This window comes from Pelagibacterium mangrovi (genome assembly GCF_036662815.1).
Taxonomy (GTDB): Bacteria; Pseudomonadota; Alphaproteobacteria; order Rhizobiales; family Devosiaceae; genus Pelagibacterium; species Pelagibacterium mangrovi.
Genome location: NZ_JBAFXA010000002.1, coordinates 95,261 through 113,776, shown reverse-complemented (window position 1 = coordinate 113,776; position 18,516 = coordinate 95,261). Strand labels below are relative to the sequence as shown.

Here is an 18,516-nt window from a genome sequence, read left to right as displayed (position 1 = left end):
TCGGGTCTGGGGGAACGCCCACGTCCTATGGACGTCAATTCAACCGGCAAGGGAGAAGAAAAATGCGTTTCATGGTTATGATCAAGGCTTCCGCCGACAGCGAAGCCGATGTCGATCCCGAAGAAGGCCTGCTCCTCAAGATGGGGCATTACAATGAGGAACTGGTCAAGGCCGGCATCATGCGCGACGGCGCGGGCCTGATGTCGAGCGCCAAGGGCGCCAGGGTGCAGGTGAAAGACGGCAAGCTGCTCGTCACAGACGGCCCCTTCGCCGAAATCAAGGAAGTGATCGCCGGCTTCTGGATCTGGGAGTGCTCCTCGCTCCAGGAGGCCATCGACTGGGTCGCCAAATGCCCCATCGCCCACGGCCAGGACCGCTTCGAAATCCGCCAGATGCACGAGCTCGAGGATTTCGGCACCGAGGGGGAAGGCTACGACCAGCACAAGAAGGTCGAAGCCCAGCTTGCAGCGCAAAAATCGGGGGCGTGATCCATGCCCCAGGTCACCTCCGCCGACGGCACCGCCATCGGCTATGAAACCCATGGTTCGGGCCCCGTGGTGATCTTCGTCGCCGGCGCCATCCAATACCGCGCCGTCGACGAGGATTCGCCCCGCATCGCCGCGCTGCTCGCCGACCGCTTCACCGTGGTCCTCTACGACCGCCGTGGGCGCGGGGAAAGCGGCAACACCGAGCCCTACGCCGTCACGCGGGAAATCGAGGATATCGAAGCCCTGATCGACGCGCTGGGCGGCACCGCCATGCTCTACGCCATGAGTTCGGGCGCGGTCCTCGCCATCGACGCCGCGGCCGCGCTGCCCCAAAAAATCACCCGCCTTGTCTGCTACGAGCCGCCCATCAACGCCGCGCAATCACGCGACGAGGCTCTGGCCGATCTCGCCGAAATGGAGCGCTTCAAGGCGGCCGGCGACGGCGGGAGCGCACTCACCGCCTTCATGCGCTATACCGGCGCATCCGAGGATGACGTAAACGGCTTCAAATCATCCCCTGCATGGCCGCCCTTCGCCGCCGCGGGCACCACCATCGCCCATGATTACCGCGTGCTGGCCGAAGCCACCAAGGGCGACATGACGGCCCGCTGGCGCGGCGTCGCCCAGCCGGTTCTGGTCGTCAATGGCGATGCAAGCTTCCCCTTCATGGCCGCCGCCGCCGACAGCGCGGCTGACGCGCTTCCCAACGGGCAACGCAAAACCCTCGCCGGCCAGCGCCACGACCCCGCAGTGGAGGCGATCGCCCCGGTCATCGCCCAATTCTGTGCGTGAAAGGACCCAGACGATGAAAAACACCTATACCGGCTCCTGCCATTGCGGCGCGGTCGCGTTCACAGCGCCCCTCGATCTTTCCGAGGGCATAAGAAAGTGCAACTGCACCTATTGCTTCAAGACCGGCTATCGCAAGGCCTTCGCCTATGGCGATGCTGTCGAGATTACCAAGGGCGGCGACACTATCGGCCACTACGCCGCCGAGCCGTCCTCATGGCCGCCGGGCCATATCGACCACGTCTTCTGCACAAGCTGCGGCACGCAGCTTTTTTCCCGCGGCTTCCTCGAATTTGCGCCTTTCAACGGCTGGTTCCACGCCGTCAACGTCTCGACCCTCGATGCGACTCCGGACGATCTGGGTGCCGCCCCCATCATCTACGAGGACGGACTCCACGACAAACAGGACCAGCCTCCGCAATTGACGAGCTATCTCTGAGGCCCCGTCTTTCCCCTCGTCGTCCTCGTCCTCGGGCTTGACCCGAGGACCCACACTGCCTCTCCACGCAGCTCAGCACAAGTGCATCCCCCAGCCACGCAATAATCCTACAGCGCCACCAGCCTCGCGATCGCCCGCTCGATCCGCCGCGCCCGCTCTTCCTGCGTCCCGGCCCCTTCCACCTCCAGCACATACCTGCGCCTCGACCCGGCGGAGAGCGCTCCAAACCGCGCCTTCGCCTGAGGATGCGCCCCCAGCGCCGCCGCGAAATCCTGCGGCAAAACCGGTTCGGATTCAAACTCGGCCATCTGTCCTCCTCCTCCTCTCCTCAGATCGGCGACCGCCCGTCGGGAAACACCCGGTGCGGCGGGGTGTGCCCGTCGAGAAAGGTGCGGATGTTGACGATCACAGTCTCGCCCATCTCGATACGCCCTTCCAGCGTCGCCGAACCCATATGCGGGGTGAGGATCACCCGGTTGGCGCGCGCCAGTTCCACCAGCTTGGGGTTGGCGCCCCGCTTGTGCTCGAAAACGTCTAGCGCCGCGCCCGAAAGATGTCCGCTGGTCACCAGATCGGCCAGCGCATCCTCGTCGACAAGCTCGGGCCGCGAAATGTTGACGACGAACGCCCCCTCGCGCATCCGCCCCAGCCGGTCGGCCGAAAGAATGTTGACGGTGTCCCGGGTGTGGGGCGTGTGCAGCGAGACGATATCGACGTTTTCGACCATCTCGTCGATATCTTCCCACCATGTCGCCCCCAGCGCCTCCTCGATCTGGGCCGGTTTGCGGGTGCGCCCGCAATAGTGGATCGAAAGCCCGAACACCCGCGCCCGGCGCGCCACGGCCGTGCCGATTCGCCCCAGCCCCACGATGCCCAGCGCCTTGCCACCCAGACGGCGCCCCAGCATCCAGGTGGGCGACCAGCCCGGCCAGGTGCCGTCCTTCAAAAGCACATGCGCCCCCTCGGCCAGCCGGCGCGGCACCGAGAGCATCAGCGCCATGGCCATGTCGGCGGTATCCTCGGTCAAAACGGACGGGGTGTTGGTCACCGTGATCCCCGCCATATGCGCCGCTTCGATATTGATGTTGTCGAACCCATTGCCGAACTGGGCGATGAGTTTGACCGATTGGGGGAGCCGGGCGATGAGGTCTGAATCGATTCGGTCGGTGATCGAGGAAACCAGAACGTCGGCACCCTCGAGCGCCGCCAGCAGCGTGTCCGCATCGAGCTGGACGTCGCTCTGGTTGAAAATCACGTCGAACAGCGCCGCCATGCGGGCCTCCACGGCCTCCGGCAGGCGCCTGGAAACGACGATTTTCGCCCGATCCCGGGTCACACCTTCACCATCTTTGCGCCCTACCCCGGCCGTCGCATTCTTTTGCCGGGGCGGCTCGCGTCCCCGGATCTTTCAGCGACCATTAAGGTCGCAGCGCTACTGTTAGGGAAAAAGCGCCGTGCTGCAAAGTCTCCCGCGTGGACCTCGGCGCTTCGGTATCGTTTCGATGAGTTTTCCCGTGCGTCTTCTCGCAGCTTTTTGCGCCATTGTTCTGCTTTTCATCGGTCCGGGCTTTGTTGCGCCCAGCCAGGCCCAGACCGCCCAGGTCGGTCGCTCCAGCGGCCTGCCGGTGCCGCGTTTCGTTTCGGTGCGCAACGCCCCGGTTAATGTCCGCGTCGGGCCGGGCACCCAATATCAGGTGGCCTTCACCTTCCTGCGCCCCGGGATTCCCGTCGAAATCACCGCCGAATTCGACACCTGGCGCCGCATCCGCGATGTGGAGGGCGACGAAGGCTGGGTGCATCAGAACCTTGTGGTGGGCGACAGGACCGCCCTTGTCGCGCCCTGGCAGGCCGAAGGCCCGATCGCGCTGCGCGTCGGCGCCCACCCCGAGGCCGCCGTCCGCGCCTGGCTGGCGCCCAACATGCTGGTTTCGGTGCGTTCGTGCGATGCCACCGCCTGCGAAATCCGCCTCAACCACACCGATGCCGATGGCCGCGCGGCCACCTATCAGGGGTTCGTCGCCCAGGACACGCTCTGGGGCGTCTATGGAGGCGAAATTTTCGATTGATCGCGTCGGGTGCCACCGTGTCATCCCGGACTTGATCCGGGACCCAGTAACCGCAGCGTTTTGAGACTTAGCACTACCGTTGCGCAGCGCCGACCAAGCCCGTCGGGAGCAGGAATCCCTCTAGCTGACCTTCTTGACCCGAACGATAACGTCCACATGGGTCACGGCCATGCCCTCGGGCGCTTCGGGAATGCCCGCGATGCGGATCGAATCGGTGGGGATGTCCTCGATCCGCTGCTCGTCCTCGACGAAGAAATGGTGGTGGTCGGTGGTGTCGGTGTCGAAATAGCTCCGCGACGCATCGACCGAGATTTCGCGCAGCAGCCCGGCCTGCCGGAACTGGTGGAGCGAATTGTAGATGGTGGCCAGGGAGACCGAAACGCCCGCCGTCTCGGCTTCCGAATGGAGCTGCTCGGCGTTGACGTGCCGGTGCGGGCCGGAAAACAGCAATTCGGCCAGCGCCAGGCGCTGGCGCGTGGGCCGCAGCCCGGCCATGCGCAGAACGGCCATGAGGCACGGGCCGCGTGAGGGATGTGCCTCGGCCCGGATTTGTGCAGTCATCGGCTTGATTTTCGCCTGTTTGTTTAAGTTCTTGGCGGGGACTATAGCGGTCCGGGGCATTGGAAACAAGCAGCGCCCCGGACACGCAGATTTCAACGATTGCCGAGGAACGTGTGGCCCCTCCCGGCAATTATCCACCGGGCCCGACGAAAACCTCTCTGGCGATTGCCAACCATCTGCCAAGGGAGCTAGACTCGAATTTGCCCGGCAGCGTTGGGCCATGTCCCGCCGGGCATCCGCAACCAGACCAGGAGGCCATAATGAGCTTGCGCGTATCTGGCAAAAACATGGACGTCGGCGATGCCCTCAGGGGCACGGCCACCGAACGTCTCGATGCCGTTGTCGGCAAATATTTCGATGGAGGATATGACGGTCATCTCACCCTCGAACCCGAGGGAATCGGCTTTCGCGCCGATTGCATGATCCATCTCGATACCGGCATCATGCTTCAGGCCACAGCTTCGGCCAATGATGCGACGGCGGCCTATGAGGACATGGCCACCCATATCGAGAAGCGGTTGCGGCGCTACAAGCGCAAGCTCAAGAATCACCGCCGGCTGGTCAACGGCAGTGCCGAGGGCGGCTATGCCGCCTATGTGCTGGCGGCGCCCGACGACGATACCGAACTCGACGACGATTTCGCCCCGCCGGTCATCGCCGAAACCACCCAGAATCTGAGGACCATGAGCGTCGGCGAGGCGGTGATGGAGCTCGATCTGGCTCAATCTGACGTAATTGTGTTCCGCCATGCTGGACACGGCGGCATGAATGTGGTTTACCGCCGCACCGACGGGAACATCGGATGGATTGATCCGGCCCTGTCAGGCACATGACGCGCAATGAAGCGTTTCCGGGCGGAAATGACAGTTATTTTCGCCCGAACGCGACAAACAATGAAATCGCCCCCAGACCGGTGTAAAGGACATTTGGTATTGGCGCGGGCGCAGCATGGATTGCACAGCCGTCATCGACGCGAAAACAACTCCAAAGGTTTGCTATAATGGAACTTGCTGACATTCTGTCGCAGGACTCTATCATCGCCTGCGCTAAGGTCGCGAGCAAACGCCAGCTCCTTCAGCTCCTGGCCGATCGGGCCTCCGAACGCACCGGCATCGATGCCCAGGTGATCTTCGATACGCTGCAGAATCGCGAGCAGCTCGGCTCGACCGGCCTGGGCAATGGCATTGCCATTCCCCACGGCAAGATCAAGGGTTTGCCCGGGGTCACGGCCCTGTTCGTCCGCCTCGCCCAGCCCATCGATTTCGACGCGGTGGACGACCAGCCGGTCGATCTCGTGGTGATGCTCCTGGCCCCTGAGGGTTCGGGCGCCGATCATTTGAAGGCCCTGAGCCGCGTCGCGCGCCTCCTGCGCGCCGACGGCGTGGTGGACAAGCTGCGCAGCGTCAAGGATATCGACAAACTCCGCGATATCCTCACCACCCCCCTCGAAGCCAACCACGCCGCATGATTTTAAAAAAGGTGTATTTCTACAAGCGTTTGTCGCCATGCCGCGTTCGAAATTCGCGCGTCAAACTCCCCCTCTTCCCCTTGTCATTGTCGGGCTTGACCCGACAATCCGCAACGCTGCCAGTGGTGCGCGAGGGGGCAATACACGTCTTCTGAACTTCAGCGAAGCCTTGCGGGTCCCCGGGTCAAGCCCGAGGACGACGAGGAAGGGGATGGAATGTAGCCCGAGGCCCCATCCCGGACGAGCCGAAGGCGAGGACCCCGCGCGACGTTTCGCGCGCCCCGTCGGAGGGCCAGTCAACGTCATAGGGCGGTTTTAGCCCGTCATGACGTTCACGGTGCGGCCCGTGAGACAAAACCGGACAAGCGTAGCGAGGACCCCGGCGAACGTTTTCGCCGCCCCGTCGGAGGCGCAGCGCAGGGCATAGCGCGGTTTTAGCGCGTCATGCCCTGCGCGGTGCGCGCCGTGAGGCAAAACTAATGCAAAGTCGCCAGCCGCACTTCGTGGCCTTCGATCCAGTCCTGGATCGCCTCGGCGGAATCGGCGATCAGCACCGGGGCGCCGTCGGCGCTCATCAAAAGCTCGAGCCTCTGGTCGGCGGGGGCCATGGCCGCCTGGGGGATGAATTCGACCAGATCGCCGGCATCCATCTGTTTCCAGAAAACGATGTCGCCCGCGCCGAGCGCGGCGAACTGGGCCGCCGTGAGTGCGCGCAGGGGTTCGGCCGAGACGCCCAGATGGGCGTCGGTGAACGCTGTTTTTTCAATCGGCTTATTCATAACGCATACCTCTCTACTCGACCGACCTGATGTCGATACGGCGGGTCACTGGCTGGGTGACGGGCCGGTACACGGTGATAACGAGGAGACCGTCTTTCAGTTCGGCACCTTCGATCCTCATGCCGTCGGCAAGCAGGAAGGTGCGCTGAAACTGCCTGGCGGCTATGCCGCGATGCAAATATTGGCGCGCACCGTCTTCGGTCTGCCGGCCCCGCACGATAAGCTGATTATCCTCCCCAATCACTTCCAGATCGTTACGAGCGAACCCGGCGACGGCAATGGCGATTCTGTAGGTCTCGTCCCCGTCCTCGGCGGTCGCCCGCTCGATATTGTAGGGAGGATAGCCTTCGGAAGCGCGAGCCAGTCGGTCGAAACGTTCCTCGAACGCGTCAAAGCCCAGAAGAAAGGGGGCGGAAAACAGCGATACCCGTGTCATCGGTCGTTCATGTCCTTGATACCCAAGCAACATATTGCGGCATCGGCCCTTTCATAGGCGCCTCTTGCCGATTGCCTATGATATGGGTCTCACACCGTGCCGTTCAAGGGAAAGCGCAATGGGTCGGAAGGCCGTATCGATCGTCATGCCGGCGTTTAACGCCCAGGCGACCATCGCCCGCGCCATCGCCTCGGCGCTGGCCCAGACCTGGCCTCACTTCGAAGTGATCGTGGTTTCCGACGACGGGGTCGATTACGAGGCGGTTCTGGGGCGCGCCGGCATCGCCGATCCGCGCATCCGGCACTTCCAGTCGGGTCATATCGGGGGCGGTTCGCCCCCGGCCCGCAATGCGGGGCTGGAGGCGGCGCGTTACGACATCGCCGCCATCCTCGATGCCGACGACGCGTTCAAGCCCGAAAAGCTTGCCATCATGGTCCCGCTCGCCGCCCGCCACGGGCTCGCCTCCTGCGCCCTCGAAATCACCCTCCCCGCGGGCACCCATCTGCGCCATGTGGGCCGCACCCCCGATGGCTTATTGGCCCCCGGCGCCTATAAATTCACCAATTTCTCCATGGATTCGATGCTGGTGCACGACCGCCGCCGCGCCGATCCGCGCTACGATCCGTCATTGCCCTGCATGACCGATCTCGATTTTCTCCTCAAACTCTTCGCCACCATCCCGGCCTGCTATCATTTGGGCACCCCGCTCCACGATTACGTCAAGCTCCCCGTCTCGGTCTCCAACGGCCCCGGCGTCACCGAGCGGATGGTTGCGACCAAAACCCTGCTCCGCCGCCGCCTTGCGGATGGCCATTACCCCCTCGCCGATCCATCCGGCGTCGCCGGCATGGATCGCTTCCTCGCCATCTCGCTCCTTGCCGAGCAAAGCTTTTCGCCCCGCTCCGGCGCCAATCCACCCGATCTTTTCGAGGATCACCTCGAGCCCCGTCTGGCGGGCGGCTGAAGGTTCCCGCTCCTTCTTTGCAACCCCAAGCCCATGCAAAGCATTGAAGTTTCGCCCGTTTGGGCACACACTCACAATTGTTGACACATGCTGTTGGGGTTAAAACTATGGAAGACGCAGGTATCGGCTGGATCGCGGCCATCATTATCGGCGGTCTCGCCGGCTGGATCGCTTCGGCGATCATGAAGACGGACACCGGTATTTTTCTCAACATTATCCTCGGTGTTATCGGCGCGGCCATCGCCAGCTTCCTGTTCGGGCTGGTCGGCGTTTCGTTCGGCGGCTGGCTGGGCTATCTGATCGCCGGCCTTGTCGGCGCGTGCATCCTGATCGCGATCGTAAGGGCGGTCAGGCGCTGACTGTATTGATTCGGGCAGGCGCACCCCGCGCCTGCCTCGCATTTCCCCTGATGGGAATTTCCGCTAGCGACCGGTAAACCAGCCGCTGGCACCTTGCTGCCCACACTCTCCCCGATTCCACGGGAAAAGAGGCTTTGGGCATGTTCCGATCCCTGCGGCGGGCGATATCGAACACTGCGGCAAGCTCCGCCGTGGAATTCGCCCTCCTCGCCCCGGTCTTCCTGCTGCTGGTCTTCGGGGCCCTGGCCTATGGCATCTATTTCGGCGCCGCCCATTCGGTCCAGCAGCTTGCCGCCGATGCCGCCCGCGCCGCGGTGGCCGGGCTCAATGGCGATGAGCGCGCGGCGCTCGCCACCGCCTTTATCGCCGACAATGGCGGCGCCTACGTCCTTCTCGACCCCGCCCGGCTCACCCTCGCCGCCGCCCCCAGCCCGGCCGATCCCGACCAGTTCCTGGTGAGTGTGGCCTATGACGCCTCCGCCCTCCCCATCTGGAACCTTTATCCCCCGCTCCCCCTCCCCGATCAGCGGATCGCCTTTTCCTCCACCATCCGCAATGGCGGGGTCTGAACGCCCATCGCCGCCAGCGTCTCGCGCACCGCAATATCGATCGGCGTGCGCGGCTCCTGCCCGATCAGCGCCACCAGCCGTTCATTGTCCAACCGCACGGGATGCCGCCATACCGACGCGATATCGGCAGCTTCGCGCGGAAAGCCGCCCAACGGGCTCAAAAGCCCCATCACCCACCAGGGGAAAGCCCGCACGGGCAGCTTGCGTCCCACCACCCGCTCGATCGCTTCGATCATCCCCCGCCCATCGGCATCGTAAAACCCGTCGAACTGTACCCGCTCGAAGGGCCTGAGGTGTTCGGATCGCTCCAGCAACAGCGCAAAGGTCTCGGCCAGATCGGGCAGATACGCCCAGCTATGCCCGGCCCCCCGCGCCACATTGACGATTCGGTTCACCGGCCTGCCGGGCGTCACCATGGCCTGTGCGAACCAGCTCGAGCGCGCGCCGGGGCCGAAAAAATCGCCGGCCCGCAGGATAAGGCTGGGCACCTCCGGCGCCGCCCGCTCCAGCCGTGCTTCCAGCTCCGCCCGGATCTTGCCCTTGTGGCTTTTCGGCCGTTGCGGACTGTCCTCGGAAAGCACCGGCGTCCGCGCCGGATCGAAATTATAGATCGTCCCCGGCAGCACGATCCGCGCCCCCACCGCTCGCGCGGCGGCGATGGTGTTGTCGATCATCGGCAGCACCACCCTGTCCCAGTTCCTGTAGCCGGGAGGGTTGACTGCATGGACGATCACCGAAACCCCCTCCGCCGCTGCAAGCACATCGTCCCCCACCATCGCGTCGCCGGCGATCCACGCAATCGCTTTCAGTCCAGCCTTGCGCGCCGCATCGATGTCGCGCGCCAATCCGCGCACCGTCCATCCCCTGCCCAGCAGCGCCCGGGCGATCGCGCCGCCCACCCCGCCCGTCGCGCCCAGAATCAATGCCGTTTTCTGCCTGTCCATCGTCCATCTCCTTGACGTGATGGCCAAAAGATGGGCGTCGGAGCTTCAAAAGAAAATTGCAAAAACTTTTCGCCCGGATCATAAGTTTTTTATGAAGCCGCCGGTAACCTGGGACGATCAGCGCATCTTTCTCGCCATTCTCGAAGAGGGAAGCCTCTCGGGCGCCGCCCGAAGACTGGGCCTGTCGCACCCCACCATCCGCGCCCGCCTCGAAGCGCTCGAAGCCGCCCTGGGCACGGTGCTGTTCACCCGCTCGGGCGCCGGGCTCGTCCCCACCGAGGCGGCCGAAACCCTGCGCGAGCCGGCCCACGCCATGGCGCTGGCGTCCGATGTGTTCATCCGCCGCGCCGCCGCCCCGCAGGGCGAAATCGCCGGCATCGTGCGGCTGAGCGTTTCCGAATTCATGGGCATCGAAATCATCCCCGCAATGCTCGCCGATTTGCGCCTCGCCCATCCCGGCATCCGGATCGAACTTTCGCTGTCCAATCTCCCCGCCGATCTCCTCGGCCAGGAGGTCGATCTGGCGGTCCGGACCGTCGCGCCCAAACAGGGCGCGCTGCTGGCCCGCAAGGTCGCCACCATTCCCCTGGGCTTTTTCGCCGCCCCCGCCTATCTCGCCCGGCGCGGCACCCCCACAACGCCCGACGATCTTTTGGCCCACGACCTCATCGGCCCCGATCGCGACCGTGCCGATCTGGCCGTGGCCCAACAGCTTGGCCCGGCCTTTTCACCCGCCCGCTTCGTTCTGCGCACCGACAGCCACCCCGCCGCCCTTGCCGCCGCCCGCGCCGGTGTCGGCATCGCCCTGGCCCAGATCCCCCTCGCCCAGGCCGATCCGCGCCTCACCCACGTCCTCCCCGATTTCGCGCCCCTGGCCCTCCCCACCTGGATCGTCACTCACGAAAACCTCGCCTCCATCCCCCGCGTCCGCGCCGTCTTCGACGCGCTGGCCGCCGCCTTCATGGCAATGGGCCGGGGCTGACTGCGCGGTTCTACCCATGCGCCCGTAAACCGCCCCACACATCGCGCCGCCCCATGATCGCCCCTGCAAGACAGGGGGCAATGACATGGGTGGCGTCTTCTCGCGGTTTTTCGCCGATGCCCGCGCCAATGTGGCCACGCTTTTCGCCGCCGTCTCGCCCATCCTCATCGGTGTCGCCGCCTTCGCCGTCGATGAAGCCTCCCTCCACCTCGAAAAGCGGCGCCTCCAGGCCGCCGCCGATCTCGCCGCCATCCACGCCGCCGGCGATCCCGCCAACGCCGCCGCGCGGGTCGCACTGGCCCTTGCCGATGCCGGTTATGATCCCCTGCCCCCGACGATCCTCGTCCAGACCGGCCATTACAGCGCCGATCCGGGCCTTGCCCCCACTGCCCGCTTCGCCCCCGATAGCGGCCCGACCAATGCGGCCCGCGTCACCCTGCGCCATCCCGGCCGCATCCATTTCGCTGCGATCTTCGGGCTCGATGCGCCCGATATCGGGGTCATGGCCACCGCCAGCGCCACCCCCATGGCCGCATGGTCCATCGGCTCGCGGCTGGCCAGCCTCGATGCGGGCCTGCTCAACGCCATTCTGGGCAGCCTGCTGGGCGGGGAAATCTCCCTCTCGCTGATGGACTACAACAAGATCGTCGGCCTCGATGTCGGTCTGCTCGATTTCCTCGACGCGCTGGCTCTCGAACTGGGCGTCACCGCCGGCACCTATTCCGATCTGCTCGACGCACAGGTGGGCCTGGGCGATATCGGCGTCGCGCTGGCCTCGGCCGCCGGCAACAACGCGGTGCTGCTCGGCCTCGCCGGCCTCATCGACGATTCGATAAAGATCGATATGGCGCGCCTGATCGTCGCCGAGGGCCTCGCCAATCTCGCCATCGGCACCTCGGCCGCGGTCGAAGCCAGCGTCGACGCCCTGGGCCTTCTCACCGCCGCCGCGCTGGTCGCCGATGGCGAACGCCATATCAAGCTCGATCTGGGCCTTTCGATCCCCGGCTTGACCGGCATCGATGTCGATCTGGTGGTGGGCGAACCGCCCCAGGGCGGCTGGTTCACCTTGTCGGAAGAGGACGCTTACCTACGCACCGCGCAAACCCGGTTGCGGCTCGATATTTCGCTTCTCAAGACCGATGCGGGCCTGGGCCTCCTCACCGTCCAGCTTCCCATCTATGCGGAACTGGCGCCCGCCGAAGCCCGGCTCGCCGCCCTCTCCTGCCCGCCCGGCCGCCCCGATCTGGGCCGGGCCACCATCGCCGCTCGCCCCGGCGTCCTGCGTTTGGCCGTTGGCCACACCGCCCCCTCGGCCTTCCTCGACACCAGACGCCCCCTGGCGGTGCAAAAAACCACGATTCTCTCGCTGCTGGGCGGTCTGGTGCGCGTCACCGCCTTTGCCGATGTCGCCATGGCACAGGTCCATCCCGTCCCGCTTTCATTTACCGCCGCCGATGTTGCGGCGGGAACTGTCCGCACCGCGAGCACCACAACCCCGCTCACCGGCCTCACAGGTTCGCTGCTCACCAGTCTCGATCTGGAGCTCGAAATCATCGGCATCAATCTTTTGGGCGGGCTGCTCTCGGGCCTGCTCGATACCGTCGCCGCCCTCATCGCCCCGGCGATCGGCGCCCTCGATCAGGTGCTCGTCGCAATCCTCGAAATCCTGGGCATCGGCATCGGCGAGGTCGATGTCGCCGTCCACGGCTTTGATTGCCGCAACGCCGCGCTGGTGCAGTAAAATCCCCTCACTTGCCCTTGCCATTGGGATAAAGCGTCTCGCCCCTTGCCAGCATGGCAACGAATTTCTCGATATTGCGCACCCGCGTCTCTTCCCTTTTGGCGTTGGTGATCCTGAACATCAGCGCATAGAGATTGGCCCTGTTGAGCGTCCTGTAGGTCGCCAGCGCCTCGGGATCGCGCTCGACCGCCGCCACGAAATCCTCGGGCATCGTAAATTCGGCCCCCGAGGCATAGGCCGCCGCCCAGCGTCCGTCGCTCTTTGCCGCCTCGACCTGCGCCAACCCCGGCTCGCGCATCAGCCCCTCTTCGATCAGCGTTTCGGCATGGCGGGTATTGATCCGGCTCCAGATCGATTTCTTCCGCCGTGGCGTGAACCGCAGCAGGAACGAGGCGTCGTCGTGCTTTTTCTTGATCCCGTCGATCCACCCCCAGCACAACCCGGCCCGCACCGCCTCCTCATAGGAAATCGTCTCGACGCCTGAGCCTTTCTTGTAGAACCGCACCCAAACCTCATCCCACTCCGCCCCATGCTGGGCCAGCCATTGGTAAAAGGCCTCGAAATCGGCAAACGGGCGGATTTTTTCGGGATCGGGAACAACGGGCGGCATGGCAAACTCCTCGAAATAAGGGTCACCCTACGCGCGGCGACACGTCGCGCAAGCACCATGAAGCCGAACGGGTCAGCTTGGACGAGCGCAGCGAGGACCCCGGCCGACGTTTCGGCCGCGCCGTCGCAGGCGCAACGAAGGGCATAGGCACCGTCATGTCCGGAGTGGTACGCGCCGTGAGACAAAGAAAACAAATGGTGGAGCCAAGCGGGATCGAACCGCTGACCTCCTGCATGCCATGCAGGCGCTCTCCCAGCTGAGCTATGGCCCCATCGAAAGGCGCCGCGCTTGGCGGCCCTGGGTGGTTCGCTAAGGGTTCCCTCGTGCGAACGGCCGGAACCTAGTGAGAAGTGTTTTGGGAAGCAAGAGCAAATATCGCCTTGCCTCGCAAATTTTTCACACCCCCCACAAAACCCGCGCCATAACGGCACCGATCCCCCAACCCAGCCTGTTATTCCGGGATTTATTCCCGGAATCCAGAGCAGCACGAGCCAAGGCCGCCTTGATGTCGATTCAGCCTAACGCGTCATGCCGCGAGCGGTGCGGCCCGTGAGACAGAAAAACTACCGCTCGTCTTCGTCCACTTCGACGTCGAAATCGATCTCGTCATCCTCGTCGTCGGTCTCAAGGAACGTATCGTCGTCGTCCCCGCCGAGTTCTTCGTCCACTTCGACGTCCTCGACATCGGCGAGATCGTCATCGCCATTGTCGTCGTCGCTGTCGTCTTCGGCATCGTCGAGCGAGATGACCTCGGCGCCCGCTTCCTGGGCGGCGGTGTCCACATCGGCCTCTTCGACCTCGTCCTCGTCCTCTTCCTCGGCCTTGCGGGTTTTGGCGCCGAACTTGACGGCGGCCTTTTCCTGCGCGGCTTCGAAAAAGCTCAGGGGATAGGATTTCCCCGTATAGGGCGAGACCACGGGGTCCTTGCCCAAATCGTAGAATTTCTTGCCCGTCACCGGGCAGGTCCGCTTGGTACCGCGTTCGTCACTGGCCAAGGCAATTCCCCATTTTATCTGTGCTGTAGGGTTGATTTCTGGTGCGCCCGCCAAAACCTGCGGGCGCGACACGCGTAATCTCTTTGCGCGGGGCGCCTCCGATCGGGAGGGGCTGCCGCTTTGGATCGACCGGTTAGCGTGAAATTTTTGGCGATGTCAAACCCTAAATGCGCTCTTTGACGCGCTAAGGTCCGTGCGCCCGGCTCCGGCGTTGGCAGCGCTTGCCGATCATGCTAAGCCCGGCCTCGTTTCCGCCAGTCCAGTTCCGGGTCCTTCCGCCATGTCCCATGCCCTTGCTCCACGTCCGCGCGCCAGCCACCATAAAGGTGCGCTTTCGGGAACCATCAAGGTGCCCGGCGACAAGTCGATTTCCCACAGGGCCATGATGTTCGGCGCCATGGCGCTGGGCCGCACCACCGTCACGGGCCTGCTCGAAGGCGACGACGTTTTGGCCACCGGCCGCGCCATGCAGGCGCTGGGCGCGAAAATCGAAAAAACCGGCGATACATGGCAGATCGACGGGCTGGGCGTGGGCGGTTTCCTCGCTCCCTCCCACGATCTCGATTTCGGCAATGCCGGCACCGGCGTCCGGCTGACCATGGGGCTGGTGGGCGCCTATCCCTTCACCACCCGCTTTACAGGCGACGCCTCCCTCACCGCCCGCCCCATGAAGCGCGTGCTCGATCCCCTGCGCGCCATCGGCGTCGAAGTTGTCGAGCATCACGACAACCGCCTCCCCATCGCGCTGCGCGGCGCCACCGATCCGGTTCCGGTCAATTATCGCGTGCCCATGGCCTCGGCCCAGGTCAAATCCTGCGTGCTGCTGGCCGGCCTCGTCATTCCCGGCACCACGACTGTGGTCGAACCGATCATGACCCGCGACCACACCGAAAAGATGCTCGAAGGCTTCGGCGCAGACATCTCGATCGAAACGGACGCCGATGGCGTCAGGACCATCCGCGTCCAGGGCCTGCCAGACCTCAAGGGCCAGGAACTGATCGTCCCCGGCGATCCCTCCTCGGCAGGCTTCCCGCTGGTGGCAGCGCTCATCGTGCCCGGTTCGGAGGTCGTTATCGAAAACGTCCTCATGAACCCCACCCGCACGGGGCTGATCGATACGCTGATCGAAATGGGCGGCGATATTTCCATCGAAAACCGCCGCGTCTCGGGCGGCGAGGACATCGCCGATTTGCGCGTGAAACACTCGGATTTGAAGGGCGTCACCGTCCCCGCCGACCGCGCCCCCTCGATGATCGACGAGTACCCCGTCCTCGCGGTGGCCGCCGCCTTTGCGCAAGGGCGCACCGAAATGCCCGGCCTCGAGGAATTGCGGGTGAAAGAATCCGACCGCCTCGCCGCCGTGGCGCGCGGGCTCGAAGCCAATGGCGTTGTCTGCGAGGAAGGCCATGATTTCCTCATCGTCGAAGGCAAGGGCGCCGTCCCCGGCGGCGGCACCGTCAAAACCCATCTCGATCACCGCATCGCCATGAGCTTTCTCGTCATGGGCTTTGCCTCCGAAAAGCCGGTCCACGTCGATGACGACCGGATGATCATGACGAGCTTTCCCAGTTTCGAGGCCGATTTTGCGCGCCTGGGCGCTGGCTTCTCGCCCGCCGAGGATGCCGCATGATCATCGCCGTCGATGGTCCGGCCGCCTCGGGCAAGGGCACCATCGCCGCCGCCCTGGGCCGGCATTTCAACCTCCCCCATCTCGATACCGGCCTGCTCTACCGCGCCGTCGGGCTGGCGGTTAAGGCCCATATCGATGCCCCCGATATCGAGGGCCGCGCCACCCGCGCCGCCGAACTGCTCGACATGACGGGGGTGGACCCCGAATTCCTGCTCGGCGCGCAAGTGGGTATCCTGGCCTCCCGCATCGCTGTCTTTCCCGGCGTGCGCAAGGCGCTGTTCGCCTTCCAGCGCGATTTCGCGACGCAAGCCCGTGGCGCCGTCCTCGATGGCCGCGATATCGGCACGGTGATCGCGCCCGAAGCCGATGCCAAGCTCTTCATCGTCGCCGATCCGCATGTGCGGGCCGACCGCCGCGCCCGCCAGCTCGAAGCCCGCGGCCAGGCGGTGGATCGCGGCCAGCTCCTCGCCGATATCGAATCGCGCGACGCCCGCGACGCCGCCGCCCCCCATGGTGGCTTCCGCCCGGCCGACGATGCGGTCTTGCTCGATACCACCAATTTGGATATAGAAGCCGCCATTACGGCAGCCATCGCAGAAGTCGATGCGGCCATCGCCCGCAAATCCGCCCCTTGAAATCGAGGGCAGCGAAATCCAAATTTGCAGGGGTTGGGCCGAGAACGCTTTTGCCGGTGTCGGGACCAATCGCAGATATTTCGGCGGCACGCTTTACCTTGGGGATTGTTCCCGAAGGTAGGGGAGCCCCATTACCCTTCTCCCCTTGAGGGAGAAGGTGGGCCGGCGCAGCCGGGTCGGATGAGGGGTGCGCTGAGCTGCCCCGTGTGTCATCGCTTCGGTTTCACCCCCTGCCCAACCCTATACATCATCAACACCAACCCCCCAGATTCCGGCCCAAAACCGGAATGGAGTTTTAATGGCTAACCAGACTGCATCCGCAGAAGATTTCGAACATCTCCTTATGGAGAGCTTCCAGGACATCGATCCCGTCGAGGGCACCGTTGTCAAAGGCACCGTCGTTGCCATCGAGAAAGATCTCGCCATCATCGACGTGGGACTGAAGACCGAAGGCCGCGTGCCTTTGAAGGAATTCGGCGCCGCCGGCCGTGACGGCACCATCGATGTGGGCTCGGAAGTCGAAGTCTATGTCGACCGCGTCGAGAACGCGATGGGCGAGGCTGTCCTCTCCCGCGAGAAGGCCCGCCGCGAAGAGAGCTGGGTCCGCCTCGAAGCCCTCTACGAAAAGAACGAGAAGGTCGAAGGCCAGATCTTCAACCAGGTCAAGGGCGGTTTCACCGTCGATCTCGACGGCGCCGTGGCCTTCCTGCCGCGCTCGCAGGTCGATATCCGCCCCATCCGCGACATCGCTCCGCTGATGAACGTGCCCCAGCCCTTCCAGATTTTGAAGATGGACAAGCGCCGCGGCAATATCGTCGTCTCGCGCCGCGCCATTCTCGAAGAATCGCGCGCCGAACAGCGTTCGGAAATCGTCCAGCAGCTCGAAGAGGGCCAGGTGGTCGAAGGCGTCGTCAAGAACATCACCGATTACGGTGCGTTCGTTGATCTGGGCGGCATCGACGGGCTGCTGCACGTCACCGACATCGCTTGGCGCCGCGTCAACCACCCCAATGAAGTGCTTTCGATCGGCGAGACCATCAAGGTCCAGATCATCCGGGTCAACCAGGAAAGCCACCGCATTTCGTTGGGCATGAAGCAGCTCCAGGCCGATCCGTGGGAAGGCATTGCGGCGAAATACCCGGTCAACGCCAAGTTCACCGGCCGCGTCACCAACATCACCGATTACGGTGCGTTCGTGGAGCTCGAGCCCGGCATCGAAGGCCTGATCCACGTCTCGGAAATGAGCTGGACCAAAAAGAACGTCCATCCGGGCAAGATCGTCTCGACCTCCCAGGAAGTCGAAGTGGTCGTCCTCGAGGTCGATCCCGAAAAGCGCCGCATCTCGCTCGGCCTCAAGCAGACCCTCGCCAATCCGTGGGAAAGCTTTGCCGACCGGTTCCCTGTGGGCTCCGAGATCGAAGGCGAAGTCAAGAACAAGACCGAATTCGGCCTGTTCATTGGCCTCGACGGCGATGTGGACGGCATGGTCCACCTCTCCGATCTCGACTGGAACCGTCCGGGCGAAGAAGCGCTTGAGGACTACAACCGTGGCGATATCGTCAAGGCCAAGGTTCTCGACGTCGATATCGAAAAGGAACGCATTTCCCTCGGTATCAAGCAGCTCGGCACCGACAGCTTCGAAGCTGCCGCTTCGGGCTCCGACGGCCTGCGCAAGGGTGCGATCGTCACCTCCGAAGTCACCGCCATCACCGATGGTGGCATCGAGGTTCGCGTCGCCGACACCGATCTGACGGCCTTCATCCGCCGTTCGGATCTGAGCCGTGACCGCGAAGACCAGCGCCCCGAGCGTTTCGCCGTCGGCGAAAAGGTCGATGCCCGCATCACCCAGTTCGACAAGAAGACCCGCCGCATCGGCCTCTCGATCAAGGCGCTCGAAATCGCCGAAGAAAAGGAAGCCGTGGCTCAGTACGGTTCGTCCGACTCCGGCGCCTCGCTCGGCGATATTCTTGGTGCAGCCCTCAAGGGCCAGGACAAGAAGTAGCAACGTAGTTGCTTTGACTTTATGGGGCTCGCGCGCAAGCGCGGGCCCTTTTTCTTTGC

The 18,516-nt window shown here is 64.2% G+C and carries 22 protein-coding genes and 1 tRNA gene; 14 read left to right on the top strand and 9 right to left on the bottom strand.

The features are described from left to right. Nucleotides 1–62 precede the first annotated feature (62 nt). Genes V4T21_RS03305 through V4T21_RS03295 form a run of 3 tightly spaced genes read left to right on the top strand, consistent with a single transcriptional unit; the run spans nt 63 to nt 1,716 of the window. Nucleotides 63–488, top strand: a complete 426-nt coding sequence (locus V4T21_RS03305; RefSeq protein ID WP_332713039.1) for a YciI family protein — start codon at nt 63–65, stop codon at nt 486–488. A gap of 3 nt (nt 489–491) precedes the next feature. Beyond that, the gene (locus tag V4T21_RS03300; protein ID WP_332713036.1) at nt 492–1,280 is read left to right on the top strand and encodes an alpha/beta fold hydrolase; all 789 of its coding nucleotides are present in this window, start codon (nt 492–494) and stop codon (nt 1,278–1,280) included. A gap of 13 nt (nt 1,281–1,293) precedes the next feature. Further along, a complete protein-coding gene (locus V4T21_RS03295) occupies nt 1,294–1,716 on the top strand; it encodes a GFA family protein (protein ID WP_332713033.1) in 423 nt (140 codons plus the stop codon). A 107-nt stretch (nt 1,717–1,823) separates the two neighbouring features. On the opposite strand, the gene V4T21_RS03290 is transcribed toward V4T21_RS03295, so the two are convergent. Beyond that, nucleotides 1,824–2,024, bottom strand: coding sequence for a YdeI/OmpD-associated family protein (locus V4T21_RS03290; protein WP_332713030.1), 201 nt, complete (start codon nt 2,022–2,024; stop codon nt 1,824–1,826). A 20-nt stretch (nt 2,025–2,044) separates the two neighbouring features. Next, complete coding sequence (locus V4T21_RS03285) at nt 2,045–3,052, bottom strand: 2-hydroxyacid dehydrogenase (protein WP_332713027.1); 1,008 nt, start codon at nt 3,050–3,052, stop codon at nt 2,045–2,047. 178 nt (nt 3,053–3,230) lie between these two features. Between V4T21_RS03285 and V4T21_RS03280 the strand changes: the two genes are divergently transcribed. Next, nucleotides 3,231–3,782, top strand: coding sequence for an SH3 domain-containing protein (locus V4T21_RS03280; RefSeq protein ID WP_332713025.1), 552 nt, complete (start codon nt 3,231–3,233; stop codon nt 3,780–3,782). A gap of 120 nt (nt 3,783–3,902) precedes the next feature. Here the strand turns inward: V4T21_RS03280 and irrA are convergent, their stop codons facing one another. Then, nucleotides 3,903–4,343, bottom strand: coding sequence for an iron response transcriptional regulator IrrA (gene irrA / locus V4T21_RS03275; protein ID WP_332713022.1), 441 nt, complete (start codon nt 4,341–4,343; stop codon nt 3,903–3,905). 260 nt (nt 4,344–4,603) lie between these two features. On the opposite strand from irrA, the gene hpf reads away from it, so the two are divergent. Continuing rightward, nucleotides 4,604–5,176, top strand: coding sequence for a ribosome hibernation-promoting factor, HPF/YfiA family (gene hpf / locus V4T21_RS03270; protein WP_332713019.1), 573 nt, complete (start codon nt 4,604–4,606; stop codon nt 5,174–5,176). 167 nt (nt 5,177–5,343) lie between these two features. After that, nucleotides 5,344–5,811 carry a PTS sugar transporter subunit IIA gene (locus V4T21_RS03265; protein ID WP_332713016.1) on the top strand — a complete coding sequence of 156 codons (468 nt, stop codon included), beginning with the start codon at nt 5,344–5,346 and terminating at the stop codon, nt 5,809–5,811. Between the two features lie 476 nt (nt 5,812–6,287). On the opposite strand, the gene V4T21_RS03260 is transcribed toward V4T21_RS03265, so the two are convergent. Next, nucleotides 6,288–6,590 (bottom strand): DUF1150 family protein, encoded by a 303-nt coding sequence (locus tag V4T21_RS03260; protein ID WP_332713013.1) that lies wholly within the window; start codon nt 6,588–6,590, stop codon nt 6,288–6,290. 13 nt (nt 6,591–6,603) lie between these two features. Continuing rightward, a complete protein-coding gene (locus tag V4T21_RS03255; RefSeq protein ID WP_332713010.1) occupies nt 6,604–7,026 on the bottom strand; it encodes an Hsp20 family protein in 423 nt (140 codons plus the stop codon). A gap of 118 nt (nt 7,027–7,144) precedes the next feature. On the opposite strand from V4T21_RS03255, the gene V4T21_RS03250 reads away from it, so the two are divergent. The 3 genes from V4T21_RS03250 to V4T21_RS03240 all read left to right on the top strand — a co-directional run bounded on the left by V4T21_RS03250 (nt 7,145) and on the right by V4T21_RS03240 (nt 8,918). Further along, entirely contained in the window at nt 7,145–7,990 is an 846-nt protein-coding gene (locus tag V4T21_RS03250; RefSeq protein ID WP_332713007.1) for a glycosyltransferase family 2 protein, read from the top strand. A gap of 107 nt (nt 7,991–8,097) precedes the next feature. Beyond that, on the top strand, nt 8,098–8,349 hold the full coding sequence (locus V4T21_RS03245; protein ID WP_332713005.1) for a GlsB/YeaQ/YmgE family stress response membrane protein: 252 nt from the start codon (nt 8,098–8,100) through the stop codon (nt 8,347–8,349). 140 nt (nt 8,350–8,489) lie between these two features. Next, nucleotides 8,490–8,918, top strand: coding sequence for a TadE/TadG family type IV pilus assembly protein (locus V4T21_RS03240; RefSeq protein ID WP_332713002.1), 429 nt, complete (start codon nt 8,490–8,492; stop codon nt 8,916–8,918). Here the strand turns inward: V4T21_RS03240 and V4T21_RS03235 are convergent. Further along, nucleotides 8,873–9,862 (bottom strand): NAD-dependent epimerase/dehydratase family protein, encoded by a 990-nt coding sequence (locus V4T21_RS03235; RefSeq protein ID WP_332712999.1) that lies wholly within the window; start codon nt 9,860–9,862, stop codon nt 8,873–8,875. The two genes, V4T21_RS03240 and V4T21_RS03235, sit on opposite strands and share 46 nt — an antisense overlap. A 91-nt stretch (nt 9,863–9,953) precedes the next feature. Between V4T21_RS03235 and V4T21_RS03230 the strand changes: the two genes are divergently transcribed. Both V4T21_RS03230 and V4T21_RS03225 read left to right on the top strand, forming a co-directional pair. After that, nucleotides 9,954–10,844: a LysR family transcriptional regulator gene (locus V4T21_RS03230; protein ID WP_332712996.1), complete on the top strand. Its 891-nt coding sequence runs from the start codon at nt 9,954–9,956 to the stop codon at nt 10,842–10,844. Between the two features lie 85 nt (nt 10,845–10,929). Further along, nucleotides 10,930–12,585 (top strand): TadG family pilus assembly protein, encoded by a 1,656-nt coding sequence (locus V4T21_RS03225; protein WP_332712993.1) that lies wholly within the window; start codon nt 10,930–10,932, stop codon nt 12,583–12,585. A 7-nt stretch (nt 12,586–12,592) separates the two neighbouring features. Here V4T21_RS03225 and V4T21_RS03220 read toward each other — a convergent pair whose 3' ends face one another. From V4T21_RS03220 to V4T21_RS03210, 3 genes are all read right to left on the bottom strand, one after another. Then, nucleotides 12,593–13,195: a YdeI/OmpD-associated family protein gene (locus tag V4T21_RS03220; RefSeq protein ID WP_332712990.1), complete on the bottom strand. Its 603-nt coding sequence runs from the start codon at nt 13,193–13,195 to the stop codon at nt 12,593–12,595. Between the two features lie 195 nt (nt 13,196–13,390). Then, a tRNA-Ala gene (locus tag V4T21_RS03215) sits at nt 13,391–13,466 on the bottom strand. Nucleotides 13,467–13,758: 292 nt separating this feature from the next. Then, the gene (locus tag V4T21_RS03210) at nt 13,759–14,190 is read right to left on the bottom strand and encodes a TIGR02300 family protein (protein WP_332712987.1); all 432 of its coding nucleotides are present in this window, start codon (nt 14,188–14,190) and stop codon (nt 13,759–13,761) included. 280 nt (nt 14,191–14,470) lie between these two features. Between V4T21_RS03210 and aroA the strand changes: the two genes are divergently transcribed. The 3 genes from aroA to rpsA all read left to right on the top strand — a co-directional run bounded on the left by aroA (nt 14,471) and on the right by rpsA (nt 18,457). Continuing rightward, nucleotides 14,471–15,820: a 3-phosphoshikimate 1-carboxyvinyltransferase gene (gene aroA, locus V4T21_RS03205; RefSeq protein WP_332712984.1), complete on the top strand. Its 1,350-nt coding sequence runs from the start codon at nt 14,471–14,473 to the stop codon at nt 15,818–15,820. Continuing rightward, nucleotides 15,817–16,455, top strand: coding sequence for a (d)CMP kinase (cmk, locus tag V4T21_RS03200; protein ID WP_332712981.1), 639 nt, complete (start codon nt 15,817–15,819; stop codon nt 16,453–16,455). The genes aroA and cmk overlap by 4 nt, the downstream gene beginning before the upstream one ends. 298 nt (nt 16,456–16,753) lie before the next feature. After that, nucleotides 16,754–18,457, top strand: a complete 1,704-nt coding sequence (rpsA, locus tag V4T21_RS03195; protein ID WP_332712978.1) for a 30S ribosomal protein S1 — start codon at nt 16,754–16,756, stop codon at nt 18,455–18,457. The last annotated feature ends 59 nt before the right edge of the window (nt 18,458–18,516 follow it).

Excerpts from the sequence above, each read along its gene's own strand:
- V4T21_RS03305 (WP_332713039.1), top strand. The coding sequence starts at position 63 with ATGCGTTTCATGGTTATGATCAAGGCTTCCGCCGACAGCGAAGCCGAT.
- V4T21_RS03300 (WP_332713036.1), top strand. The coding sequence starts at position 492 with ATGCCCCAGGTCACCTCCGCCGACGGCACCGCCATCGGCTATGAAACC.
- V4T21_RS03295 (WP_332713033.1), top strand. The coding sequence starts at position 1,294 with ATGAAAAACACCTATACCGGCTCCTGCCATTGCGGCGCGGTCGCGTTC.
- V4T21_RS03290 (WP_332713030.1), bottom strand. The coding sequence starts at position 2,024 with ATGGCCGAGTTTGAATCCGAACCGGTTTTGCCGCAGGATTTCGCGGCG.
- irrA (WP_332713022.1), bottom strand. The coding sequence starts at position 4,343 with ATGACTGCACAAATCCGGGCCGAGGCACATCCCTCACGCGGCCCGTGC.
- hpf (WP_332713019.1), top strand. The coding sequence starts at position 4,604 with ATGAGCTTGCGCGTATCTGGCAAAAACATGGACGTCGGCGATGCCCTC.
- V4T21_RS03265 (WP_332713016.1), top strand. The coding sequence starts at position 5,344 with ATGGAACTTGCTGACATTCTGTCGCAGGACTCTATCATCGCCTGCGCT.
- V4T21_RS03260 (WP_332713013.1), bottom strand. The coding sequence starts at position 6,590 with ATGAATAAGCCGATTGAAAAAACAGCGTTCACCGACGCCCATCTGGGC.
- V4T21_RS03255 (WP_332713010.1), bottom strand. The coding sequence starts at position 7,026 with ATGACACGGGTATCGCTGTTTTCCGCCCCCTTTCTTCTGGGCTTTGAC.
- V4T21_RS03250 (WP_332713007.1), top strand. The coding sequence starts at position 7,145 with ATGGGTCGGAAGGCCGTATCGATCGTCATGCCGGCGTTTAACGCCCAG.
- V4T21_RS03245 (WP_332713005.1), top strand. The coding sequence starts at position 8,098 with ATGGAAGACGCAGGTATCGGCTGGATCGCGGCCATCATTATCGGCGGT.
- V4T21_RS03240 (WP_332713002.1), top strand. The coding sequence starts at position 8,490 with ATGTTCCGATCCCTGCGGCGGGCGATATCGAACACTGCGGCAAGCTCC.
- V4T21_RS03235 (WP_332712999.1), bottom strand. The coding sequence starts at position 9,862 with ATGGACAGGCAGAAAACGGCATTGATTCTGGGCGCGACGGGCGGGGTG.
- V4T21_RS03230 (WP_332712996.1), top strand. The coding sequence starts at position 9,954 with ATGAAGCCGCCGGTAACCTGGGACGATCAGCGCATCTTTCTCGCCATT.
- V4T21_RS03225 (WP_332712993.1), top strand. The coding sequence starts at position 10,930 with ATGGGTGGCGTCTTCTCGCGGTTTTTCGCCGATGCCCGCGCCAATGTG.
- V4T21_RS03220 (WP_332712990.1), bottom strand. The coding sequence starts at position 13,195 with ATGCCGCCCGTTGTTCCCGATCCCGAAAAAATCCGCCCGTTTGCCGAT.
- aroA (WP_332712984.1), top strand. The coding sequence starts at position 14,471 with ATGTCCCATGCCCTTGCTCCACGTCCGCGCGCCAGCCACCATAAAGGT.
- cmk (WP_332712981.1), top strand. The coding sequence starts at position 15,817 with ATGATCATCGCCGTCGATGGTCCGGCCGCCTCGGGCAAGGGCACCATC.
- rpsA (WP_332712978.1), top strand. The coding sequence starts at position 16,754 with ATGGCTAACCAGACTGCATCCGCAGAAGATTTCGAACATCTCCTTATG.